Source organism: Paraburkholderia acidiphila, assembly GCF_009789655.1.
In the GTDB taxonomy this organism is placed as follows: domain Bacteria; phylum Pseudomonadota; class Gammaproteobacteria; order Burkholderiales; family Burkholderiaceae; genus Paraburkholderia; species Paraburkholderia acidiphila.
The window spans coordinates 1,791,784-1,812,562 of record NZ_CP046909.1 but is presented as its reverse complement, the minus strand read 5'-3'; the positions used below and the strand labels follow the sequence as shown (position 1 = coordinate 1,812,562).

The 20,779-nt window shown below is 64.2% G+C and carries 16 protein-coding genes and 2 tRNA genes; 12 read left to right on the top strand and 6 right to left on the bottom strand.

Annotated features, from left to right (window positions below; all coding sequences use genetic code 11):
• Nucleotides 1–64: 64 nt before the first annotated feature.
• Both FAZ97_RS08130 and FAZ97_RS08125 read right to left on the bottom strand, forming a co-directional pair.
• Entirely contained in the window at nt 65–1,474 is a 1,410-nt protein-coding gene (locus tag FAZ97_RS08130; protein WP_158757982.1) for a glycosyltransferase family protein, read from the bottom strand.
• Nucleotides 1,475–1,668: 194 nt separating this feature from the next.
• The gene (locus FAZ97_RS08125) at nt 1,669–2,772 is read right to left on the bottom strand and encodes a porin (RefSeq protein WP_158757981.1); all 1,104 of its coding nucleotides are present in this window, start codon (nt 2,770–2,772) and stop codon (nt 1,669–1,671) included.
• Between the two features lie 367 nt (nt 2,773–3,139).
• Between FAZ97_RS08125 and FAZ97_RS08120 the strand changes: the two genes are divergently transcribed.
• Entirely contained in the window at nt 3,140–3,913 is a 774-nt protein-coding gene (locus tag FAZ97_RS08120; protein ID WP_158757980.1) for an SDR family oxidoreductase, read from the top strand.
• A gap of 81 nt (nt 3,914–3,994) precedes the next feature.
• A complete protein-coding gene (locus FAZ97_RS08115; protein WP_158757979.1) occupies nt 3,995–5,707 on the top strand; it encodes a long-chain fatty acid--CoA ligase in 1,713 nt (570 codons plus the stop codon).
• 126 nt (nt 5,708–5,833) lie between these two features.
• Here the strand turns inward: FAZ97_RS08115 and FAZ97_RS08110 are convergent, their stop codons facing one another.
• Nucleotides 5,834–6,196 carry a hypothetical protein gene (locus FAZ97_RS08110; RefSeq protein ID WP_158757978.1) on the bottom strand — a complete coding sequence of 121 codons (363 nt, stop codon included), beginning with the start codon at nt 6,194–6,196 and terminating at the stop codon, nt 5,834–5,836.
• 249 nt (nt 6,197–6,445) lie between these two features.
• Between FAZ97_RS08110 and FAZ97_RS08105 the strand changes: the two genes are divergently transcribed.
• The 8 genes from FAZ97_RS08105 to oxlT all read left to right on the top strand — a co-directional run bounded on the left by FAZ97_RS08105 (nt 6,446) and on the right by oxlT (nt 16,019).
• Entirely contained in the window at nt 6,446–7,165 is a 720-nt protein-coding gene (locus FAZ97_RS08105) for a GntR family transcriptional regulator (RefSeq protein WP_158757977.1), read from the top strand.
• Nucleotides 7,166–7,522: 357 nt separating this feature from the next.
• The gene (gene oxc / locus FAZ97_RS08100) at nt 7,523–9,271 is read left to right on the top strand and encodes an oxalyl-CoA decarboxylase (RefSeq protein ID WP_158757976.1); all 1,749 of its coding nucleotides are present in this window, start codon (nt 7,523–7,525) and stop codon (nt 9,269–9,271) included.
• 45 nt (nt 9,272–9,316) lie between these two features.
• Nucleotides 9,317–10,567 (top strand): formyl-CoA transferase, encoded by a 1,251-nt coding sequence (gene frc, locus FAZ97_RS08095; RefSeq protein ID WP_158757975.1) that lies wholly within the window; start codon nt 9,317–9,319, stop codon nt 10,565–10,567.
• 168 nt (nt 10,568–10,735) lie between these two features.
• Nucleotides 10,736–11,170, top strand: coding sequence for a PAS domain-containing protein (locus tag FAZ97_RS08090; RefSeq protein ID WP_158757974.1), 435 nt, complete (start codon nt 10,736–10,738; stop codon nt 11,168–11,170).
• An 18-nt stretch (nt 11,171–11,188) separates the two neighbouring features.
• Entirely contained in the window at nt 11,189–11,446 is a 258-nt protein-coding gene (locus FAZ97_RS08085) for a hypothetical protein (RefSeq protein ID WP_158757973.1), read from the top strand.
• 164 nt (nt 11,447–11,610) lie between these two features.
• Nucleotides 11,611–13,179, top strand: coding sequence for a Re/Si-specific NAD(P)(+) transhydrogenase subunit alpha (locus FAZ97_RS08080; RefSeq protein WP_158757972.1), 1,569 nt, complete (start codon nt 11,611–11,613; stop codon nt 13,177–13,179).
• A 9-nt stretch (nt 13,180–13,188) separates the two neighbouring features.
• Complete coding sequence (locus tag FAZ97_RS08075; RefSeq protein WP_158757971.1) at nt 13,189–14,583, top strand: NAD(P)(+) transhydrogenase (Re/Si-specific) subunit beta; 1,395 nt, start codon at nt 13,189–13,191, stop codon at nt 14,581–14,583.
• Between the two features lie 110 nt (nt 14,584–14,693).
• On the top strand, nt 14,694–16,019 hold the full coding sequence (gene oxlT / locus FAZ97_RS08070; RefSeq protein WP_233271544.1) for an oxalate/formate MFS antiporter: 1,326 nt from the start codon (nt 14,694–14,696) through the stop codon (nt 16,017–16,019).
• A gap of 25 nt (nt 16,020–16,044) precedes the next feature.
• Here the strand turns inward: oxlT and FAZ97_RS08065 are convergent, their stop codons facing one another.
• From FAZ97_RS08065 to FAZ97_RS08055, 3 genes are all read right to left on the bottom strand, one after another.
• On the bottom strand, nt 16,045–16,350 hold the full coding sequence (locus FAZ97_RS08065) for a hypothetical protein (RefSeq protein WP_158757970.1): 306 nt from the start codon (nt 16,348–16,350) through the stop codon (nt 16,045–16,047).
• A 176-nt stretch (nt 16,351–16,526) separates the two neighbouring features.
• Nucleotides 16,527–16,613, bottom strand: a tRNA-Leu gene (locus FAZ97_RS08060).
• Nucleotides 16,614–16,787: 174 nt separating this feature from the next.
• Nucleotides 16,788–16,874: transfer RNA gene (locus tag FAZ97_RS08055), tRNA-Leu, on the bottom strand.
• Between the two features lie 406 nt (nt 16,875–17,280).
• Here FAZ97_RS08055 and rnr point away from each other — a divergent pair.
• Together rnr and rlmB are read left to right on the top strand one after the other, a co-directional pair.
• Complete coding sequence (gene rnr, locus FAZ97_RS08050) at nt 17,281–19,743, top strand: ribonuclease R (protein WP_158757969.1); 2,463 nt, start codon at nt 17,281–17,283, stop codon at nt 19,741–19,743.
• A 217-nt stretch (nt 19,744–19,960) separates the two neighbouring features.
• Nucleotides 19,961–20,704 carry a 23S rRNA (guanosine(2251)-2'-O)-methyltransferase RlmB gene (gene rlmB / locus FAZ97_RS08045; RefSeq protein WP_158757968.1) on the top strand — a complete coding sequence of 248 codons (744 nt, stop codon included), beginning with the start codon at nt 19,961–19,963 and terminating at the stop codon, nt 20,702–20,704.
• The last annotated feature ends 75 nt before the right edge of the window (nt 20,705–20,779 follow it).

Below are 20,779 nucleotides of genomic sequence, written 5' to 3'. Positions count from 1 at the left end.
GCAAACGAGCGGGCATTTGCCCGCTCGTTTGCTTTGAAGCCTCGCGCGATGGCTATCGCGTGGTCTAGCCGCGAAGCAACCAGCCGATGGCGCACGAAACGACGTCGTGCCATTCGCCCATTTGCGTCTGACGCAGGACCGTCGCTGCGCTCATCCACGGCGTGCGTGCGCCCGTTTGCCCCCAGCGCCATTCGCCGGTCGGGTTGGCGAGCACGGCGGTGGGTTTGCCCAGCATTGCGCTCAGGTTTGCGGCGACGGCGTCCACGCTCAGCACGGCGTCGAGCTGCTCGATGCAGGCCGCCGTGTCGGCAAAGCTCGCGATGCCGGGCCCGTAGTGGCTGACGGCGCCACGCGGCGTGCCGTTCGCCAGCTCGGCTATGGGATGGTGCAGGCTGACGAACTGGACCTCTTGCGTGAGCGCGGGGTGGGTAGTGAGGCGCTCGATTTGCGCGAGCGGTACGCTGCGCAAGCCGGCCCAGCAGCGGTCCTTGCTGCTGATCTCCGTGGCGTGCTGTTGTGCGCAGTCCCAAAAGAGGCCGATGAGCCGCTTGCCAGGCGCGCGCGCACGCAGCGCTTGCGACCACGTGGACGCGCGTTCGCGCGCTGCCGCGGGCGCGCGCAGATAAGCGTCGAAATAGGGTTGCGGCCGCGGCGAATCAACGGCTGCGAGCAGCGGGAGATGGAGCAGTGTGGCTTGCAGCGTCGGCGCGAACGCCTTGATCGTATCCAGTGCATCAAGCGGCAAGGGTGCGCTCACCGCGAGCGGGCGCGCGGTGCCAAGCACGGTGCACCCAGGCAAGGAAGCTTGCACGGGGGCGTGTATGGGGTGGTCGCACGTGAGCAGGATTTCGGCGCCCGCCTCACGCCATTGGCGCACGGATGCGAACAACAGGAACTGGTCGCCAAAGCCCATCTGGTGCGTCACGAGCACGCGCTCGCCGCGCAGGTCGCGTTGGCCGTTCCACATCGGCACCTCGGCGTAACGATAGTTGCCGCTGTCGCCGCGATTGCGCTCGAGCCAGTGTGTGAACCCGCGCGTGTCGCCCTGGCTCAGCAACGCTTCGGCCAGCCACTTGCGCGCCCTTAGCGCGTCCCTTGAAAGGTCGGCCGGATAGCGGCTCAATGCGGTTTCGAGGTATTCGATGGCGCGCTGCGTTTCGCCGCTCAGGTAAAGGTCGCGTCCGATCCGCGCTTCGCAGAAAAGCGGGCTCCACGGCAACGACTGATGTGCGAGCCAGTTGGCGGCCGCCTCGGCGTGGCGCCCGCGCAGGCGCAACGCGCGGCCTCGCGCGTGGATGAACCCGCTGTGCTTGGGATCGAGCGCGAGTCCTTTGTCGGCCCAGGGCAGCATCTGCTCGTCGCGCCGCGCCTTGACCAGCGTTTCACAGATCTGCATGAGCAGATCGGTATCTTCGGGCGCGCGCGCGTGGGCCTCGAAGGCTTCGAGAAGGTCTGGTTGGGCGGACTGGGACATGGGGCGGGCTGACGTCGAACGTTTCTGGGAGACAGAAAAATTCTATCGACGCCATGCTGCAGGGGAATCAGACGAATCTGAGATATCGCGCGGGCTGGCGCTGTCGGCGTTTGACAATGAAAAACGGCGGCGCGGCGCTCGAAGCGCTGCGCCGCCGTTGTGGCGGTCATCCGACCCGGTGCTGCGATCCGCTATCAGAAGATGTTGCGGAAGCCGACTGCGACGCCGGTCTGATTGTTGCGACCCGGGAAGTCGGCGGTTGCCGAGCCGGTGCCGCGCATGAAGTCGACCGTGCCATACACTTCGGTGCGCTTGGACAGTGAGTATTCGGCCAGCAGCACGGCCGAGTAGCGCACACCGGTGCTCAGCGTCGCGCCGTCTTCGTTCAGGCCGTTCTTGGCGTGGTCGTAGTAGTACGCTGCGGTCAGTTGCAGCGGGGAGCTCACCTGCCACGTTGCACCGGCATAGAGGCCGTTGTCGATGCGGTTGGTTTTCGTCACCGTCCGCGGGAAGTTCGCGGCGGGCGAGTTCGCGGCCGCCATGAACTGGTCCACCATGCCCGTGTTGTCCTGGCCCCACAGCCAGCCGCCGTACAGGTGAACCGGACCGAGCGCGTAGACCGCGCCGAGGTTGGCCACGCGGTACTTGTTGTTCTCCAAGTCGCTGTTCTGCTGGTAGCCTGCGAGCAGCTGGACCGGACCGGCCGCGTAGGTGGCCGTGAAGCCGTACATGTTGTTCGCGCCGACGCTGCCCGCCACGCCGCCGAAGCTGTACATGCCTTCGACCTCGAGGCCGCCGAATTTGCCGTCGTACTTGACCGAGTTGTTCTCACGCAGACCGTAGCCGAGCGCGCCCGGCAGCCAGCCGTCCTGGTCGAAGTTGCCGACGGTCAGCGGGTCGAAGGTGTTACCGAGCTGATCGAACAGTGGCGTGTTCTGGCGGCCCATCGTGACCGTGCCGTACTTGTTGCTCGAGATCCCAACGTACGCCATCCGGTTGAACAGCGTATTCGACTGCGCCAGTTGGCCGTTCCAGAGGTTGAACCCGTTTTCGAGGCGGAAGACGGCTGAAAGGCCGCCGCCCAGGTCCTCGGAACCCTTCAGGCCCCAACGGCTGCCGGTGATCGGACCTTGCGTCATCTGCAACTCGTTGTCGTTGTGCGAGTTAGCGTTCGTGAGGTAACGGATGCTGGTGTCGACAATGCCGTACAGCGTGACCGAGCTTTGCGCGAAGCTGTGCTGGCAAGCCAGGGCGAGGGCGAGGCCGCCGATGGCCGATGCGATCTGGGTGTGTCTCACGGTGGGATCCTTTTTCTTCTGTTGCGTGTTGTAAGTTCGTCCGACCGCCGGGGTGCCGGGGCCGTATTGTTGTACGCCGGGCCAGTGGGTATTGGCCGGAGGCGATGATAGACCCTTGATAAAAGGCTGAAAACGCTGGCTGTCGCGCGATAGCAACGATTGCGCGCGCAAGTATCCGGCGGCGTGTTTCGTTTTGAGACGACCCAACCCGCATACGGCCGGCCGCAAAAGCACAAATGTTATTTAATGAACGGTCGTGCTTTTCCCTATTTTCGTGACGGGAGGGCGCCGTTAGAATCGTCGGCATCTCATCGCGTTCCGCAATGCGGAACTTCGGCCGGTCGACAGACATCAAGGAGACGAAAGCATGCGGGTCAGGGAAATGTTCGAGCTGGGTGGTCAGGTCGCACTCATCACCGGCGGCTCGCGCGGGCTGGGTTTGCAGATGGCGCAGGCGCTAGGCGAGATGGGCTGCCATGTGGTGATCACGGCGCGCAAGGCCGACGAACTCGCCGAGGCGGCGAGCCATTTGCAGGAACTCGGCGTCAAGGCGACCACGATCGTGAGCGATCTGCAGCGCGCCGAAGCGGTGAAACCGCTCGTGGACGAAACGCTGGCGGCCTGCGGGCAGATCGACATTCTCGTGAACAATGCGGGCGCCACGTGGGGCGCTCCCGCGGAGGACTATCCTGACGAGGCGTGGCACAAGGTCATGAACCTGAACGTGAACGCGCCGTTCTTCCTCGCGCGTGAAGTGGGCAAGCGCAGCATGATCCCGCGGCAGCGCGGCAAGATCATCAACGTGGCTTCGATCGCCGGCCTGAAGGGCTCGCTCGGGCCCATGCAGACCATCGCGTACAACACCTCGAAGGCGGCGGCCATCAATTTCACGCGCGCGTTGGCCGCCGAATGGGGCAAGTACAACATCAACGTGAATGCGATTTGCCCTGGCTTCTTTCCCTCGAAAATGTCGGCGGGTTTGCTCGACAAGCTGGGGCAGGTGGTGATCGACCATACGCCACTGCACCGTCTAGGCGACGACGACGATCTCAAGGGCGCCGTGGTGTTTCTTGCGAGCCAGGCGTCGCGGCATATGACGGGCCAGTATCTCGCCGTCGACGGCGGCGCGAGCATCGTCTGATTTCACATGGTACGTGGCGTCAGGCCGCTGCCAGCGGCTGGCGGCCGCGTTCTTCCTTAGTCTTGCCCGACGGAGCTTGCCATGTCCACGTCTGCCCCGACGCTTGCCGTCAACTCGCCATCTTCGCCATCGCCACATTGGCCCGCGCAGCTTTCGCCGCATCTGAGCATTCCGCAGACGAACCTCTTCTATAACGCAGAGGTCTCGGCGGCGCGCTATCCCGACAAACCGTTCATCGTCTTCTACGACACGCCCGTCACGTTCGCGCAGTTCAAGGACGAGGCTGAGCGCGTGGCCGGCTATCTGCAGCAAGCGTGCGGCGTGAAGGCTGGCGACCGCGTTCTGCTCTACATGCAGAACAGCCCGCAGTGGGTCATCGCTTACTACGGCATCCTGCGTGCCAACGCCGTGGTCGTGCCGGTCAATCCGATGAACCTCACCGAGGAGCTCGCGCACTACGTGGAAGACAGCGGCGCGACGACGGCTTTCGTCGCGCAGGATCTCTACCCGCGTATTGCGCCGCTCGTGCGCGAAGGCGAGGGCGATGGCCTGAAGCATCTACTCGTTGCGACGTATAGCGACTATCTGAAGCGCGAGCCGTTTTCGCCGCCGCCCGAATTCGTGAGCGCGCCGCGCGCCGTGAGCGGTCCGGGCGTCGCGCACTGGTCCGACGTGCTCGAAGCGCATTGCGTGCCCGGAGCGCTTACCGCCGGCCCCGACGACCTCTGCGTGATGCCGTACACCTCGGGCACCACGGGCAAGCCCAAAGGCTGCGTGCATACGCATCGCAGCGTGATGGCGACGGCCGTGGGCGGTTGCAACTGGTTCGGCAGTAATCAGGATGCCGTACAACTTTCCGTGTTGCCGCTCTTTCACGTAACAGGCATGCAGGGCGGCATGAACAGCCCGATCTACAACGGCTCGACCGTGGTGCTGCTGCCGCGCTGGGATCGCGACGCCGCGGCGCGTGCGATCGAGCACTACCGCATCAACGGCTGGCAGGCGATCTCGACGATGGTGGTGGACTTCATTTCGAACCCGCGCATTCACGAGTACGACCTGTCCAGCCTTGCCTGGATGCGCGGCGGCGGCGCGACGATGCCCGACGCGGTGGTGAAGAAGCTGAAGGATCTGACCGGGCTCGACTTCGTCGAAGGCTATGGCATGTCGGAAACCATGGCGGGCACCCATATCAATCCGCCGCAGCGTCCCAAGCCGCAGTGTCTCGGCATTCCGGTGTTCGATGTCGACTCGCGTGTGGTCGATCCGATTACGCTGGAAGAGGTGCCGCCCGGCGAATCGGGCGAACTGATCATGCACGCGCCGCAAGTGATGCAGGGCTACTGGCGCAACCCCAAGGCGACCAGCGAAGCGTTCGTCGAACGCGACGGCAAGCGCTTCCTGCGCACGGGCGACCTCGTGCGGCGCGACGAGGAAGGCTATTACTTCATGACCGATCGCCTCAAGCGCATGATCAACGCGTCGGGCTACAAGGTCTGGCCGGCCGAGGTCGAAGCGCTGATGTACCGGCACCCCGCGATCAACGAGGTGTGCATCATCGGCACGCAGGACGTGCGCCGCGGCGAGACCGTAAAGGCAGTCGTCGTGCTCGATCCGAAGCAGGTCGGCAGCGTCAACGAAGACGACATCATCGCCTGGGCGCACGACAACATGGCGGCGTACAAAGCGCCTCGCATCGTGCAATTCGTCGACTCGCTGCCGAAATCGGGCAGCGGCAAGATTCTGTGGCGCAAGCTGCAGGAAGAAGAGGCCGAGGCCCGGAGCAGCGCCTGAGCGCGTGGGCCTGCCCGGTTCCCCTTAGTCGTCCTTCAATAGCGAACCCGTCTGGATAGCGCAGCAGTGCGCGACGAATCCAGACGGGTTTCGTTTATCTCCGGCTCGTGCATTCGCGTGCACGCGTCATGCGCCTGCCAGCGCGGGCAAGCCGCCTTCGCGCCAATCCTGCTCCATGGCAGCGGCCATACCCCATTGCTGTGAACCACGGGGCGTGGGCGCCGCCAGTGGCCACTCGCCCGGCGCTTGTGCGTTCTTGCGAGCAAGGATCGCCTCGCACAGAAACTCCATGCTGTACGCCTTCAGCAGATGCGGGTGATTCGTCTCGATATAAGCGGCGACGCGCGCATGTTCACCGGCGATCGAGGCGAGCGAATACAGCGTGCGCGCATCCCAGCGAAAACGCAGGCCCAGTTCGGCAAAGGCCGAATTGAATGCGCACAGTTGCGCGTCCAACTGATGATCGTGGCGGGTGTCCAGGTGGCTCATGGCTGTCTCCTCATGTCGAGTAACGTGAAGCAAGAGTAGAAGCCTCAATGAATAAACGATAGTTAAAGTTTTTTTAGAAAAATATAAGCAGAACTGTATGGATTGCGGGTAAGCCCGCGAATCGTGAGAGACGTGCACCGGTTACGCGTAAACCCCGCTTAGCCACGAGCGTGTTACTGATATATTGTATTGGAAATATGAAATTCCCCAGAAGTGCCGGCTAAACAGAACGTTGGAGACAAACGACCGATGTCCGCCGAAAGAGAACTCATCGCAGGGATGCCTGCAGTCACCCTGACGCTGGAGCCGATCAACGCGACCGCTTCGCTGCGCGATCAGGCTTACGCGAAGCTCAAGCAGGCCATTGCCGAAACCGACATCTACCGCTCGCGAGACGAGATCCGTCTGGATGAGAAGGATTTGACCGAGAAGCTGGGCGTGAGCCGTACGCCCGTGCGCGAAGCGATGACGCTACTGGAGCAGGAGGGGTTTCTGCGCACGGTGCCCCGACGCGGTGTTTACATCTTGCGCAAGACGCGCAAGGAGATCGTGGAGATGATCTATATGTGGGCCGCGCTCGAAAGCATCGCCGCGCGTCTGGCCACGCAGCGCGCTTCGGACGACGATATTGCAGGCCTGCGGCGCATGTTCGCGACCTTCGGCGATTCGACGCCCTCGGACCATATAGAAGAGTACTCGGAGGCGAACATCATGTTCCACCAGTCGCTGGTGGAGCTTTCGAAGTCGCCCATCATCGTCGACACCATCAAGAACATCTTCATGCATGTGCGCGCGATCCGGCGCATGACGATCGCGCAGAGCGATCGCGCGTCGCGCTCGATCGTGGAGCACATGCGCATTATCGAAGCGCTCGAGGCGCGCGACACCGAACGCGTCGAGCAGCTCGTGCGGCAGCACTCGATAGAACTCGCGCTGTTCGTGGAAGCCAACTGCGATTTTCTGGACTGACGCGCAGGGCGCGGCGTGTCGGGCCGCCGATATGTATCGGCACGACGCATGAGCAAGCGGCATCGATACGCTGATCGTCTGAATGAGCGCCGCGATGCTGAAAGAAATGTATGGAGTCCGTATCAAATTCGTTGGGACGTTTGGGCCGATTGAAAGGACTTGCCCGTGGTGTGCCGCATCAAAGTTTGCCGCTTCGCGAGCGATCGCCTGAGCCGCCATCGGGGTAGCGCGGTGCGACGCAGTGCAGCAAAGGTGGCATCGGTAAAAAAACGTCTTGACTAATATTGTGTGTGGAATATTGTGTGTGGAATATTGTATATCACGAATCACACTACGCCCCGCCAAAGAGGAGACGTCATGGCAGAAGCAGGCATCAACGAGGCACAGCAGAACCCTGTGTCCGAAGCGCAGCAAACGACCGACGGTTTTCATCTCGTCATCGACGCGCTGAAACTCAACGATATCGACACGATCTTCGGTCTCGTCGGTATTCCGATTACCGATCTCGCCCGCCTCGCGCAGGCCGAGGGCATGCGCTTCATCGGCTTCCGGCATGAGCAGAACGCCGGTAACGCCGCAGCTGTCGCGGGCTACATGACGAAGAAGCCGGGCATCTGCCTGACCGTTTCCGCGCCGGGCTTCCTGAACGGCCTCACGGCACTGGCCAACGCGACAACGAACTGCTTCCCGATGATCCTCATCAGCGGGTCGAGCGAGCGCGAGATCGTCGACCTCCAGCAGGGCGACTACGAAGAGATGGATCAGCTCAACGCCGCGAAGCCTTATGCCAAGGCTGCGTACCGTGTGCTGCACGCGGAGGACATCGGCGTGGGCATCGCGCGTGCGATTCGCGCCGCGGTCTCGGGCCGCCCCGGCGGCGTGTATCTCGACCTGCCGGCCAAGCTGCTCGCACAGACTATCGACGCCGTGAAGGGGCAACAGTCGCTCATCAAGGTCGTCGATGCGGCGCCGCGCCAGATTCCCGCACCGGATGCGGTGCAACGCGCTCTCGACGTGATCAGGAATGCGAAGCGTCCGCTGATCCTGCTCGGCAAGGGCGCCGCCTACGCCCAGGCCGACGCGCAGATCCGCGAACTGGTCGAAAAGAGCGGCATTCCGTATCTGCCGATGTCGATGGCCAAGGGCCTGCTGCCCGATACGCACGAGCAATCGGCATCGGCCGCGCGCTCGTTCGTGCTGGCCGAGGCGGACGCCGTGGTGCTGATCGGCGCGCGCCTGAACTGGCTGCTCTCGCATGGCAAGGGCAAGACCTGGGGCGCAGCAGCCGGACCGAAAAAGTTCGTGCAGATCGACATTGCCCCCACGGAAATCGATAGCAACGTCGCGATCGAAGCACCCGTGATCGGCGACATCGGTTCATGCGTGGAAGCGCTCGTCGCAGGCATCGGCAACGACTTCCCGAAGCCGCCGGCAGAGTGGCTCGCAGCGGTTGCCGAGCGCAAGAACAAGAACCTGGAAAAGATGGCCGCGACGCTCGCGAAGAGTCCGTCGCCGATGAACTTCCACAGCGCGCTGCGCGCCATTCGCGACGTGCTCAAGACGCGCCCCGACATCAACGTGGTCAACGAAGGCGCGAACACGCTCGACTACGCGCGCAGCATCATCGACATGTACCAGCCGCGCAAGCGCTTCGACTCGGGCACGTGGGGAATCATGGGCATCGGCATGGGCTTCGCGATCGGCGCGGCCGTGACGAGCGGCACGCAGGTCGTGGCGATCGAGGGTGACAGCGCGTTCGGCTTCTCGGGCATGGAACTCGAAACGATCTGCCGCTACAACCTGCCGGTCTGCACCATCGTGTTCAACAACAACGGCGTGTATCGCGGCACGGACGTCAATCCGACCGGCGGCTGCGACGTCGCGCCCACGGTGTTCGTGAAGAACGCGCGCTACGACAAGATGATCGAGGCCTTCGGCGGCATCGGCCATCAGGCGACCACGCCCGAAGAACTCACGGGCGCGCTGCTCGAGGCGATCGCGTCGGGCAAGCCCACGTTGATCAACGCCGTCATCGACGAATCGGCCGGGACCGAAAGCGGCCGCCTCACGAATCTGAATCCGCAAAGCGCGGCCATGAAGAAATAAGCCCCCATCGATCAGGTAGATCAGACAGACCAGGAGATACGAGAAATGAGCAAACCCCTCGACGGTATCAAGATCATCGACTTCACGCACGTACAGGCCGGCCCCGCCTGCACGCAGATGCTCGCGTGGTTCGGCGCGGACGTGATCAAGGTGGAGCGCCCGGGTTCAGGCGACGTGACGCGTTCGCAATTGCGCGATATTCCCGGCGCAGACGCGCTGTATTTCACGATGCTCAACAGCAACAAGCGTTCGCTCACGCTCGACACGAAGAAGCCCGAAGGCAAGGAAGTGCTGGAAAAGCTGATTCGCGAATCGGACGTGATGGTCGAGAACTTCGGCCCCGGCGCGCTGGACCGCATGGGCTTCACGTGGGAACGCATCAAGGAACTGAACCCGAAGATGATCGTCGCTTCGGTGAAGGGCTTCAGCGAAGGCCACCACTACGACGACCTGAAGGTCTATGAGAACGTCGCGCAGTGCGCGGGCGGCGCGGCCTCGACGACGGGCTTCTGGGACGGCCCGCCCACGGTCAGCGCAGCGGCGCTCGGCGACAGCAACACGGGCATGCACCTCGCCATCGGCATTCTCACGGCGCTGATCGGCCGCGACAAGACCGGCAAGGGCCAGAAGGTGGCCGTGTCGATGCAGGACAGCGTGATCAACCTGTGCCGCGTGAAACTGCGCGACCAGCAGCGTCTGGACCGCGTGGGCTACCTCGAGGAATATCCGCAGTACCCGCACGGCTCGTTCAGCGACGTGGTGCCGCGCGGCGGCAACGCGGGCGGCGGCGGCCAGCCGGGCTGGGTGCTCAAGTGCAAGGGCTGGGAAACGGATCCGAACGCCTACATCTATTTCACGGTGCAGGGCCACGCGTGGGAGCCGATCTGCCGCGCGCTCGGCAAGCCGGAGTGGATCAACGACCCGAACTACAACACGGCACAGGCGCGCCAGCCGCATATCTTCGACATCTTCGCGACGATCGAAGCCTGGCTTGCCGACAAGACCAAGTACGAAGCGGTCGACATTCTGCGCAAGTTCGACATTCCGTGCGCCCCGGTGCTCAGCATGAAGGAAATTGCCGATGACGCTTCGCTGCGCGCAAGCGGTACTATCGTCGAAGTGCCGCACAAGGAGCGCGGCTCGTACCTCACGGTGGGCAGCCCGATCAAGTTCTCGGACCTGAAGCCGGAGATCACGGGTTCGCCGCTGCTCGGCGAGCATACCGACGAGGTGCTGGCCGACCTCGGCTACACGCCGCAGCAGATCGCGGCGCTGCATGAGACGCGCGCGGTTTGAGATCCGCGTTGCGTTCCCCAGGCTGAAAGCAGTATGGAGAAGGCGGGCGCGGCCAGCGCCGCACCCGCGCAGCATCGCAATACCAGACTGGCAGGCAGGACGCCGCGCGGCATGGGCAATGCGTGCCGCGCGACGACGACAAACGAGTCACCCCACATAGTCATCGCCATGCAATCCGCCATTGATTTCGAGCAACTCGCAAACGCCATTGGCGACGCCATCGTCATTTCCGACGCAGCCGGCGATATCACGTACTGGAATCCGGCGGCTACGCGCATGTTCGGGTATACGCAGGAAGAAGCGCTCGGCAAGACGCTCGACGTGATCATTCCCGAGCGGCTGCGCGGGCGTCACTGGGAGGGCTATCACAAGACGATGGCCACCGGCCAGACGCGCTATGGCAACGACGTGCTGCGCGTGCCGGCCGTGGACAAGGCGGGCAAGGCGCTTTCGATCGCCTTCACCGTGGCGCTGCTGCACTCGCCGCAGGGCGAACTCAACGGCATCGTCGCCGTGATTCGCGACGAAACGGCGCGCTTCCAGGAAGAGCGCGCGCTCAAGAAACGCATCACCGAACTCGAAGCACAGGCCCAGCAATCCTGAAACCTCGGGAGCTCTTCGATGCACACCGAAAGACTCGGACATTTCGAGGTCGAACTCTCGGCCCGTCAGATGATCCACAACGGCGGCTGGGCGGCGTTCGCCGCCATTCACGCCGTCGAGGCCGCCGCCGAAGTACCGGCCGCCGCTGTTTTCCCCCGTCAATGGGTGGTTGACGAAACCGTATTCGAAAGCGAGGCCGCCGCCATTGCCGGTGCGCGCGAGGCGGCGATCGCTTTTCTCAAGAGCGGCAATTCGCCCAGCCTGGGCGTGGCATAGGGCAAAGCCCTCATCGAGCCGCGGCACACAAAGTATTCCAACATCAGTAGGAGACGTTTCATGAAGTCGTGGCTACGCTTTCGGCGCGCCAGATGCACTGGCGCGCCGCCGATTCCGTTTGTTTTCGCCGCAGTGCGCTCTGTCATGAAGCACGGAGGCGCATCATGGCGATGACGATTGCGGTCCCCCGCGAAACATATGAAGGCGAGCGACGCGTAGCGGCGACGCCTGAAAGTGTGGCACAACTAATCAAACTCGGTTATGCCGTGGAGGTCGAAACGTCGGCGGGTGTGAACGCGTCTTACCCGGACGACGCCTATCGCGCAGCGGGCGCGCGCATCGTGGACGATGCGCAAGCGCTCTTGAGCGGCGCGGACATGGTTATCAAGGTGCGGCCGCCTTCAGGCGAAGAGGTGCAGCGTCTCAAACCTGGCGCGACGCTAATCGGTTTCATCTGGCCCGCGCAAAACGCGGCGCTGCTCGAGCAGTTGTCAGCGCGCGAGCTAACGGTGCTCGCGATGGATTGCGTGCCGCGCATCTCGCGCGCGCAGAAGCTCGACGCGTTGAGCTCGATGGCGAACATGGCCGGCTATCGCGCGGTGGTCGAGGCGGCCCAGCACTTCGGCCGGGTTTTCACGGGGCAGATCACGGCGGCAGGCAAGATGCCGCCCGCCAAGGTGCTCGTGATCGGCGCGGGGGTGGCCGGGCTTGCCGCGATCGGCGCGGCGCGCGGGCTTGGCGCAATCGTGCGCGCGTTCGATACGCGTCCGGAAGTTGGCCAGCAGGTCGAGAGCATGGGTGCGGAGTTCCTGAGCATCGACATCGAGGAGGAGGGCGGCGGCTCGGGCGGCTACGCCAAACAGATGAGCGCGAAGTTCATCGAAGCGGAGATGGCGCTTTTCGAGGCCCAGGCGCGCGAGGTAGACATCATCGTCACGACGGCGCTCATTCCGGGCAAACCGGCGCCGCGCCTGATCGACGCGAAGACGGTGGCGTGCATGCGCGCCGGGAGCGTGATCGTCGACATGGCGGCCGAGCAGGGCGGAAACTGCGAACTCACGCGCCCGGGCGAGGTGGTGAATGCGAACGGTGTGACAGTGATCGGCTACACGGATCTGCCAAGCCGCATGGCGAATCAGTCGAGCCAGCTCTACGCGACCAACATCCGCCATCTGCTGACGGATCTCACGCCCGCGAAAAACGGCGAGCTCGAACTCGAAATGGACGACGTCGTGCAGCGCGGCACCACGGTCATGCAGCGCGGCGAGGTGTGCTGGCCTGCGCCGCCGGTGCAGGTCAGCGCCGCGCCGCAAGCGTCTGCGCAGACGAAGCCCGGTGCCGCTTCGGCTGGCCACGCGAAAGAAGAGAGCGCGCAAGTCGCTCGCCGCAATGGCGTCTGGTCGCTCGCCGCGCTCGTTGTCGCCGCGTTGCTCCTGCTCGCACTTGGCGCCGTCGCGCCGCCGGCGTTCGTCGCGCACTTCACGGTGTTCGTGCTGGCCGTGTTCGTCGGCTATCAGGTGGTCTGGAACGTCACGCCCTCGCTGCATACGCCGCTCATGAGCGTAACGAATGCGATCAGCGGGATTATCGTGATCGGCGCATTGCTGCATCCGGGCAACGCCAGCACGATCGTGACCGTGCTGGCAGGCATTGCGCTCGTCGTCGCGACCATCAACATCGCGGGCGGCTTTCTCGTCACCCAGCGCATGCTGAAGATGTTCCAACGGACCTGAGGAGACGTCATGCTCAACGGAATCGGCAACATGGCGTGGCTCGGCGCGGCGACGCTCTTCATCCTCAGCCTGCGCGGGCTCAGTCATCCCGCGAGTGCGCGGCGCGGCAACCTGTACGGCGTGTCCGGCATGGTGATCGCGGTGCTCGCCACGCTGCTCGTCACGGGCGGCGCGGGCCTGCAAATCGCGCTCATTGCCGCGCTGGTAGGTGGCGGGATCGGCGCGCTTCTCGCGCGCCGCGTGGAGATGACGCAGATGCCGCAACTCGTCGCTGTGCTGCACAGCTTCGTCGGCCTTGCGGCCACACTGATCGCCTTCGCGAACTTCCTCTCGCCTCAGGCCGCGATGAGCGGCGTCGAGCGCGCGATTCACGACACCGAGATCTATGTCGGCGCGTTCATCGGCACGGTCACGTTCAGCGGCTCGATCGTCGCGTTCCTGAAGTTGCAGGGCACGGTGAGCGGCAAGCCGCTCGTGCTGCCCGCGCGGCATCTGCTCAACGCGGTGGTGCTGGGCGCGTGCATCGCGATCGGGTATCGCTTCGTCAGTGCGCCCGATGGTGGCGACGCGCTGTATGCGCTCATCGTGATGTGCGTGCTGGCGGCGGCGCTCGGCGTGCATCTCGTGATGGCGATCGGCGGCGCGGATATGCCCGTGGTGGTCTCGATGCTCAACAGCTATTCGGGCTGGGCGGCAGCGGCAACAGGCTTCATGCTCGATAACGATCTGCTGGTGACGACGGGTGCGCTGGTTGGATCGAGCGGTGCGATTCTCAGCTACATCATGTGCCGCGCGATGAATCGCAGCTTCGTTTCGGTGATTCTCGGCGGCTTTGGCGCCGTTAGCGCCACGGCCAGCGCAACGCCGGAGGGTGAGGTCGTAGCGACCACGGTGGACGAAGTGGGGTCGCTCCTGCGCGACGCTCAGGAGGTCGTGATCGTGCCAGGCTACGGCATGGCGGTCGCGCAGGCGCAGGGCACCATCAGCGAGATCACGCGGCGGCTGCGTGCGCTCGGCATACGTGTGCGTTTCGGCATTCATCCGGTTGCTGGACGCTTGCCGGGTCACATGAACGTGCTGCTCGCGGAAGCGAAAGTGCCGTACGACATCGTGCTCGAAATGGACGAGATCAACGAAGACTTCACGAGCACCGACGTCGTCCTCGTGATCGGCGCGAACGATATCGTCAATCCGGGCGCGCAGGAAGACGCGGGCAGCCCGATTGCCGGCATGCCGGTGCTGGAGGTGTGGAAGGCGCGCACGGTGGTCGTCTCCAAGCGCAGCATGGCGACGGGTTATGCGGGCGTGGACAATCCGCTTTTCTATAAGGACAACACACGAATGCTGTTCGGCGATGCGAAGGGCAGTGTCGATGCCTTGCTGCGGCAACTCGAAGCGGCTTGATGTTTAACGTCAGGGCGCGGCGGGCAAACGCCTGCCGCGCTGGCTGTAACGCGGGATAGAGGCGATGCGGGAAATCCCGCGGGCAATCACAACGGACGGAGACAGACAACGTGGTACATACCGATCGTATCGAAGGCAGCTACACAGCCCGGCGGCACAACCGCTGGGTGCAGCTCGTCGCGGGCATTCTCTGCATGGGGCTCGTGGCGAACCTGCAGTACGCGTGGACGCTCTTCGTCGTGCCGATGGACGCACGGCATCACTGGGGACAAGCGGCGATTCAGCTCGCCTTCTCCATTTTCATCGTGACGGAAACCTGGCTCGTGCCCGTGGAGGGCTGGCTGGTCGACCGCTTCGGCCCGCGCCCTGTGGTGATGGGCGGTGCGTGCTGTGTGGCGCTCGGTTGGGTGCTCAACGCGTGGGCGCCCGTGCTGCCGGTGCTTTACGTCGCCGCGGTCATCTCGGGCATCGGTGCGGGCTGCGTGTACGGCACGTGCGTAGGCACCGCGCTCAAATGGTTCCCCGACCGCCGCGGCCTCGCTGCCGGCATGACAGCGGCGGGCTTCGGCGCGGGCGCGGCGCTCACGGTCATTCCGATCTCGAACATGATCCAGCAGTCAGGCTATCAGCAGGCGTTCGTGTTCTTCGGACTCCTTCAGGGCGCCTGCATCATGGCGCTCGCACTCGTGATGGTGCGGCCGAAGCCGCCGGCACACGCGGCCGGCATGAAGCGCATCGTGGCGACGAAAACCGACTACACGACGAAGCAGATGGTACGCGCGCCCGTATTCTGGGTGATGTACGCGATGTTCGTGTGCGTGGCGGCGGGCGGCATCATCGCGACCGCGCAGATTGGCCCGATCGCGAAGAGTTACGGTTTCGCCTCGATGCCGATTACGCTCGTGGCGACGACGCTGCCGCTGCTCACCATGACGCTCTCGATCAACAATCTGTGCAACGGCTTTACACGGCCGCTGTGCGGGCTCATTTCGGATCGCATTGGCCGCGAGAATACGATGTTCATCACGTTTCTCGGCGAGGGACTCGCGCTGCTGGGCTTGCGGGCGTTCGGCCACGACCCGTATCTCTTCGTGCTGTTCTCGGGGCTCGTGTTCCTGTTCTACGGCGACATCTTCTCGAACTTTCCGGCGACCTGCGCCGACACGTTCGGCGCGAAATACGCAGCCGGCAACGCCGGCACGCTCTACACCGCGAAGGGGACCGCGGCGCTGCTCGTGCCTGTCGCCACGCTGCTCGCGATCCACGGTGGCTGGAACATGGTGTTCGATATGGTCGCTTGCGTCGCGATGATGGCGGGTGTGAGCGCGAAGGTGATCTTGCAGCCCATGCGCCGGCGCTGGATCTTTCAGTCGGGTGAGGAGGCGAAGATTGCCGATTCGGCGTTCATCCCTTCGCCGCTGGGCTCGCACGAATGAGCGCGTTTGCTTGCGCCCCTGAGCGCTACGGGCGAGCGGTGCGATCGTGATCGTGGCGAGCGGTCGCGGCGCGCAACGCCCGCATCACGCGTGCTGCGCCCTGGAGCCTCGCTCGCGCGCGCGAGCGCCGTACGCGCCGTGTATCGATACGGGCCTGTTCGCGCCGCGGGTCCGCTTTGGCGGCCCGCTCGTTTTCTAGCCCGAGACCGGCATACCGGCCCTCGCTGGCGCTCTTGTCGAGCCAGCGCTCGGGCAGCCGGGTGGCGAGCAGCCAGGTCGCGGCGGCGCCAAAGCTGACCGCGATGATCGCAGCGACGACTACGAATTCCATTCTGTATTCCTCAATCGGCTTATCCACGGCGTCCGGCAATGTATACCATGAAATACATCGATGGGAGCTGCCCACGGCGTTCGCAGCAGGAAAGTGGAAGCCAAAAACAAAAAAGCCCGCAATTTGCGGGCTTTTTTGATGAATCCTGTGTGCTGCTAGTTCTGCATGATGAGACGTGGTGCCCAGGAGAGGACTCGAACCTCCACAGTGTTGCCACCGCTAGGACCTGAACCTAGTGCGTCTACCAATTCCGCCACCTGGGCACGTCTTCAAGCTAGAAGAAAATTATGACGTGATTCAGCGCGACTGTCAATAGATCTTTTCAAAAAACTTCATCTCGGGAACGCGGCTGCTTCGATTTGCGCGATAGCAGGGCAGTTGTACTTGCTGCCGTGCTGGAAATGAAAAAGGCCGGCATGAAGCCGGCCTTTTGAATCTGGTGCCCAAGAGAGGACTCGAACCTCCACAGTGTTGCCACCGCCAGGACCTGAACCTGGTGCGTCTACCAATTCCGCCACCTGGGCAAGGTGTCGTTTGCTGTTCAACGTGTTGTGCAGCAAAGACCAAAATTATAGCGGGCCCAGAATACCTGTCAAGCGTTTTGTGAGGGGCAATCGAGCGCGGCTGCGCAAGCGGCTGCATGAGCGTTGCCGGGCGCGTGGAGTGGCCGTCTGATCGCGCTGTGAGGCCGCTCCCACGGCTCGTAGGGTGCGATGCGGGTGTTAGAATGCCTCGCAGAAGTTCCGCCGGCACAAGTACGGGGTTCAGGTGCTGCGTGCAGCGTGGCGCACGCAGCGCGAGCGGTCAGGCAGTCCACGTACGGGCCGGCAGATTGCAGCACTCGAAGACGGGGCGCCGCTCGCATGTACTGCACATTCGGGCCGCGCAAAATCCGACGTCCACGCAACGAGAACAACCATCGACAAGCCCTTGAGCAAATATCCGTACCCGATTCCCAGCCGCGAAGAGATCCTTGGCGTGCTGCGGACCAGCGACTCGCCTTGCACCGCGAACGATATCGCCGAGGCGCTCGCCATCAAGCGCCAGGAGCGTGAAGGGTTCTTCAGGCGCCTCGCCGCCATGGAGCGCGACGGGCAGATCCGGCTCGATTCGCGCGGCCACTACCAGCTCGCGCATCCTTCGAATTTCGTTGCCGGGCGCGTGCAGGGGCATCGCGACGGCTACGGCTTCCTCGTGCGCGACGACGGCCAGGACGATCTGTTCCTGCCGCAAGGCGAAATGCAGAAGGTCATGCACAACGACCGCGTGCTCGCGCGCATTGTCGGCTATGACCGGCGCGGGCGCCCGGAAGGGCATATCGTGGAAGTCACCGACCGCGCAAACCGCAGTGTGATTGGGCGCCTGCTCAACGAGAACGGCGCGCTGATCGTCGCGCCGGAAGACAAGCGCATCGGCCACGACATTCTCGTCACGCAGAATCCGAAGAAGGCCAAGGTCGGCCAGGTCGTGGTCGTCGAACTCACCGACTTCCCCAGCCGCCACTCGCAGCCGCTCGGCCGCGTGATGGAAGTGCTCGGCGATATCGACGATCCGGGCATGGAGATCGAAATTGCCGTGCGCAAGTACGGCGTGCCGCACGAGTTCAGCAAGCCCGCGCTGGACGAAGCCGCGAAGCTGCCCGACGCCGTGCGTCCCTCGGACATCCGCTATCGCGTGGACCTGCGCGACGTGCCGCTCGTCACCATCGACGGCGAAGACGCGCGCGACTTCGACGACGCCGTGTACTGCGAGCCGATGCAGGTTGGCAAGGGCGAGGGCTTCCGCCTGATCGTCGCCATCGCCGACGTCTCGCACTACGTCTTGCCCGGCAGCGGTCTCGACGTGGACGCCATCGAGCGCAGCACGTCGGTGTACTTCCCGCGCCGCGTGATTCCGATGCTGCCCGAGAAGCTCTCGAACGGGCTCTGTTCGCTCAATCCGCACGTCGATCGCTGCGTGCTCGTGTGCGACATGGTGATCACCGCGCGCGGCGAGATCAAGGCGTACCAGTTTTATCCGGGCGTCATGCACTCGGCGGCGCGGCTCACCTATACCGAAGTCGCGGCGGTGCTCACCAACACCAAGGGCCCCGAGGCGACGCGTCGCGCGGCGCTGCTGCCGCAACTGCAGAATCTCTATGGCGTATACAAGTCGCTGTTCGCCGCGCGCCAGAAGCGCGGCGCGATCGATTTCGATACGACCGAAACCTATATCGTGTGCAATGCGCAAGGCAAGATCGAGCAGATCGTGCCACGCCAGCGCAACGACGCGCACAAGCTGATCGAAGAGTGCATGCTCGCGGCGAACGTGTGCGCGGCGGATTTCATGAAGCGCCACAAGCACCCGGGCCTGTACCGCGTGCACGCCGGACCGACCGCCGAAAAGCTCGAGAACCTGCGCACGTTCCTGCGTGGCATGGGCCTGTCGCTTGGCGGCGGCGACACGCCGCATGCGAGCGACTACGCCGCGCTGATGGCGCATATCCGCGACCGGCCCGACGCGCAGATGCTGCAGACCATGCTGCTGCGCTCGATGCAGCAGGCTGTGTACAGCCCGGACAATATCGGTCACTTCGGGCTGGCCTACGAGGCTTACGCGCACTTCACGAGCCCGATTCGCCGCTATCCCGACTTGCTCACGCACCGCGCGATCTACGCGATCCTGCAGGGCAAGAAGTATCAGCCGCAGGCGCCCGAGGGCGTCGAACTCAACACCGCGCTTTCGCCGCGCGCCCGCGCGCTGCAGGCCGAAGACGAAGAGAAGCGCGGCAAGCGCGCCCGGGGCGCCAATACGGCGATCTGGGAAGAGCTGGGCTTGCACTGCTCGGCGAACGAGCGCCGTGCTGACGAAGCTTCGCGCGACGTCGAAGCCTGGCTCAAGTGCTACTTCATGCGCGACAAGCTCGGCGAAGAGTATGGCGGGATGGTGAGCGGCGTGACGTCGTTCGGCATTTTCGTGCAACTCGACGCGCTCTTCATCGAAGGTCTCGTGCACGTGACGGAACTGGGCTCGGATTACTTCCAGTACGACGAGATCAAGAACGAACTGCGTGGCGAGCGCACCGGCATTCGCTATCGCCTCTCGGACCGCGTGCGCGTGCAGGTGAGCCGTGTGGATCTCGACGCGCGCAAGATCGACTTCCGCCTCGTGCGCGATACGCCCGTGAAATCGGGCGGCAACCGGCCGATGCCGGTCGACAAGGGCGGCATGGAAGGCGGTCCTCGCGTGCGTGCGTTGCCGGGTGGCGACATGGCGCGCCAGAAAAAGGCCGCGCCGGCGCAAAGCGTGGCGGTGAAGGAAGCGCGCGCGGCGCGCGGCGCCGCCAAGACCGCGAAGAAGCGCTCGGCCGTGAAGCCCACGCCCAAGAAGCAGGCGCCGCGCAAGAAGCGTTGAGCGCCAGGCGGGGCGCCCGATGCGCTCCGCCGCCGTTATGTATCCGGGCCGCGCCGTCGCGCGCGTGCCCGGTTTTTTCACTTGCACGCCGCGCCAGGTCTTTGCCAAATAGACGTGCGGTTTGCCGATGCCGGACCGCACGACGCGGCCGGCTGACTATCGTTGTCGGCGGCGCGCTGTCTGCGCCGCAAAACGTTCATCAGGGGTTGTCTCAGTCATGTCACGTCTCAAGGTTCTTTACGGGTTTCATGCGGTGACCGCACGCTTGCGGCACGACGCGTCCACGGTCGAGGATGTCTACTACGATCCGACGCGCCGCGACCGCCGCATGCAGGACTTCCTGCACACCGCGAAGGAAGCGGGCGTGCGCGTGATCGCGGCCGACGAAACGCGCCTCTGGGGTCTCGCGCACACGGAGCGCCACCAGGGCGTCGTGGCACGCGTGCACGATCTGGCGCTCGCGCAGAATCTCGCCGAGCTGCTCGACGGCATCCAGGGTTCGCCGCTGCTGCTCGTACTGGACGGTGTGACCGATCCGCACAATCTCGGCGCGTGCCTGCGCGTGGCCGATGCGGCCGGCGCGCACGCGGTGATCGCCCCGCGCGACCGCGCCGTGGGTCTGAACGCCACGGCCGCGAAGGTGGCGAGCGGCGCTGCCGACACCGTGCCGTACATCACCGTGACGAACCTGGCGCGCGCGCTGCGCGAACTCAAGGACGCGGGCGTGTGGGTGGTGGGCACCGCTGGCGACGCGAGCGCGAGCCTCTACGAGACGAAGCTCGAAGGCCCCGTTGCGCTCGTGCTGGGCGCCGAAGGCGAGGGCATGCGCCGCCTCACGCGCGAAACCTGCGATGTCGTCATGCAGATTCCGATGGCGGGCACGGTCGAGAGCCTGAACGTGTCGGTGGCTTCGGGCGTGTGTCTGTTCGAGGCGGTGCGCCAACGCTCGGCCGCGCGCTGATTGTCTGCTGACTATCTGCTGATCGCGCGCTGATCGCCCGGAGCGATCCTGCGAGATGCGGGCAGCCCGTGCCCG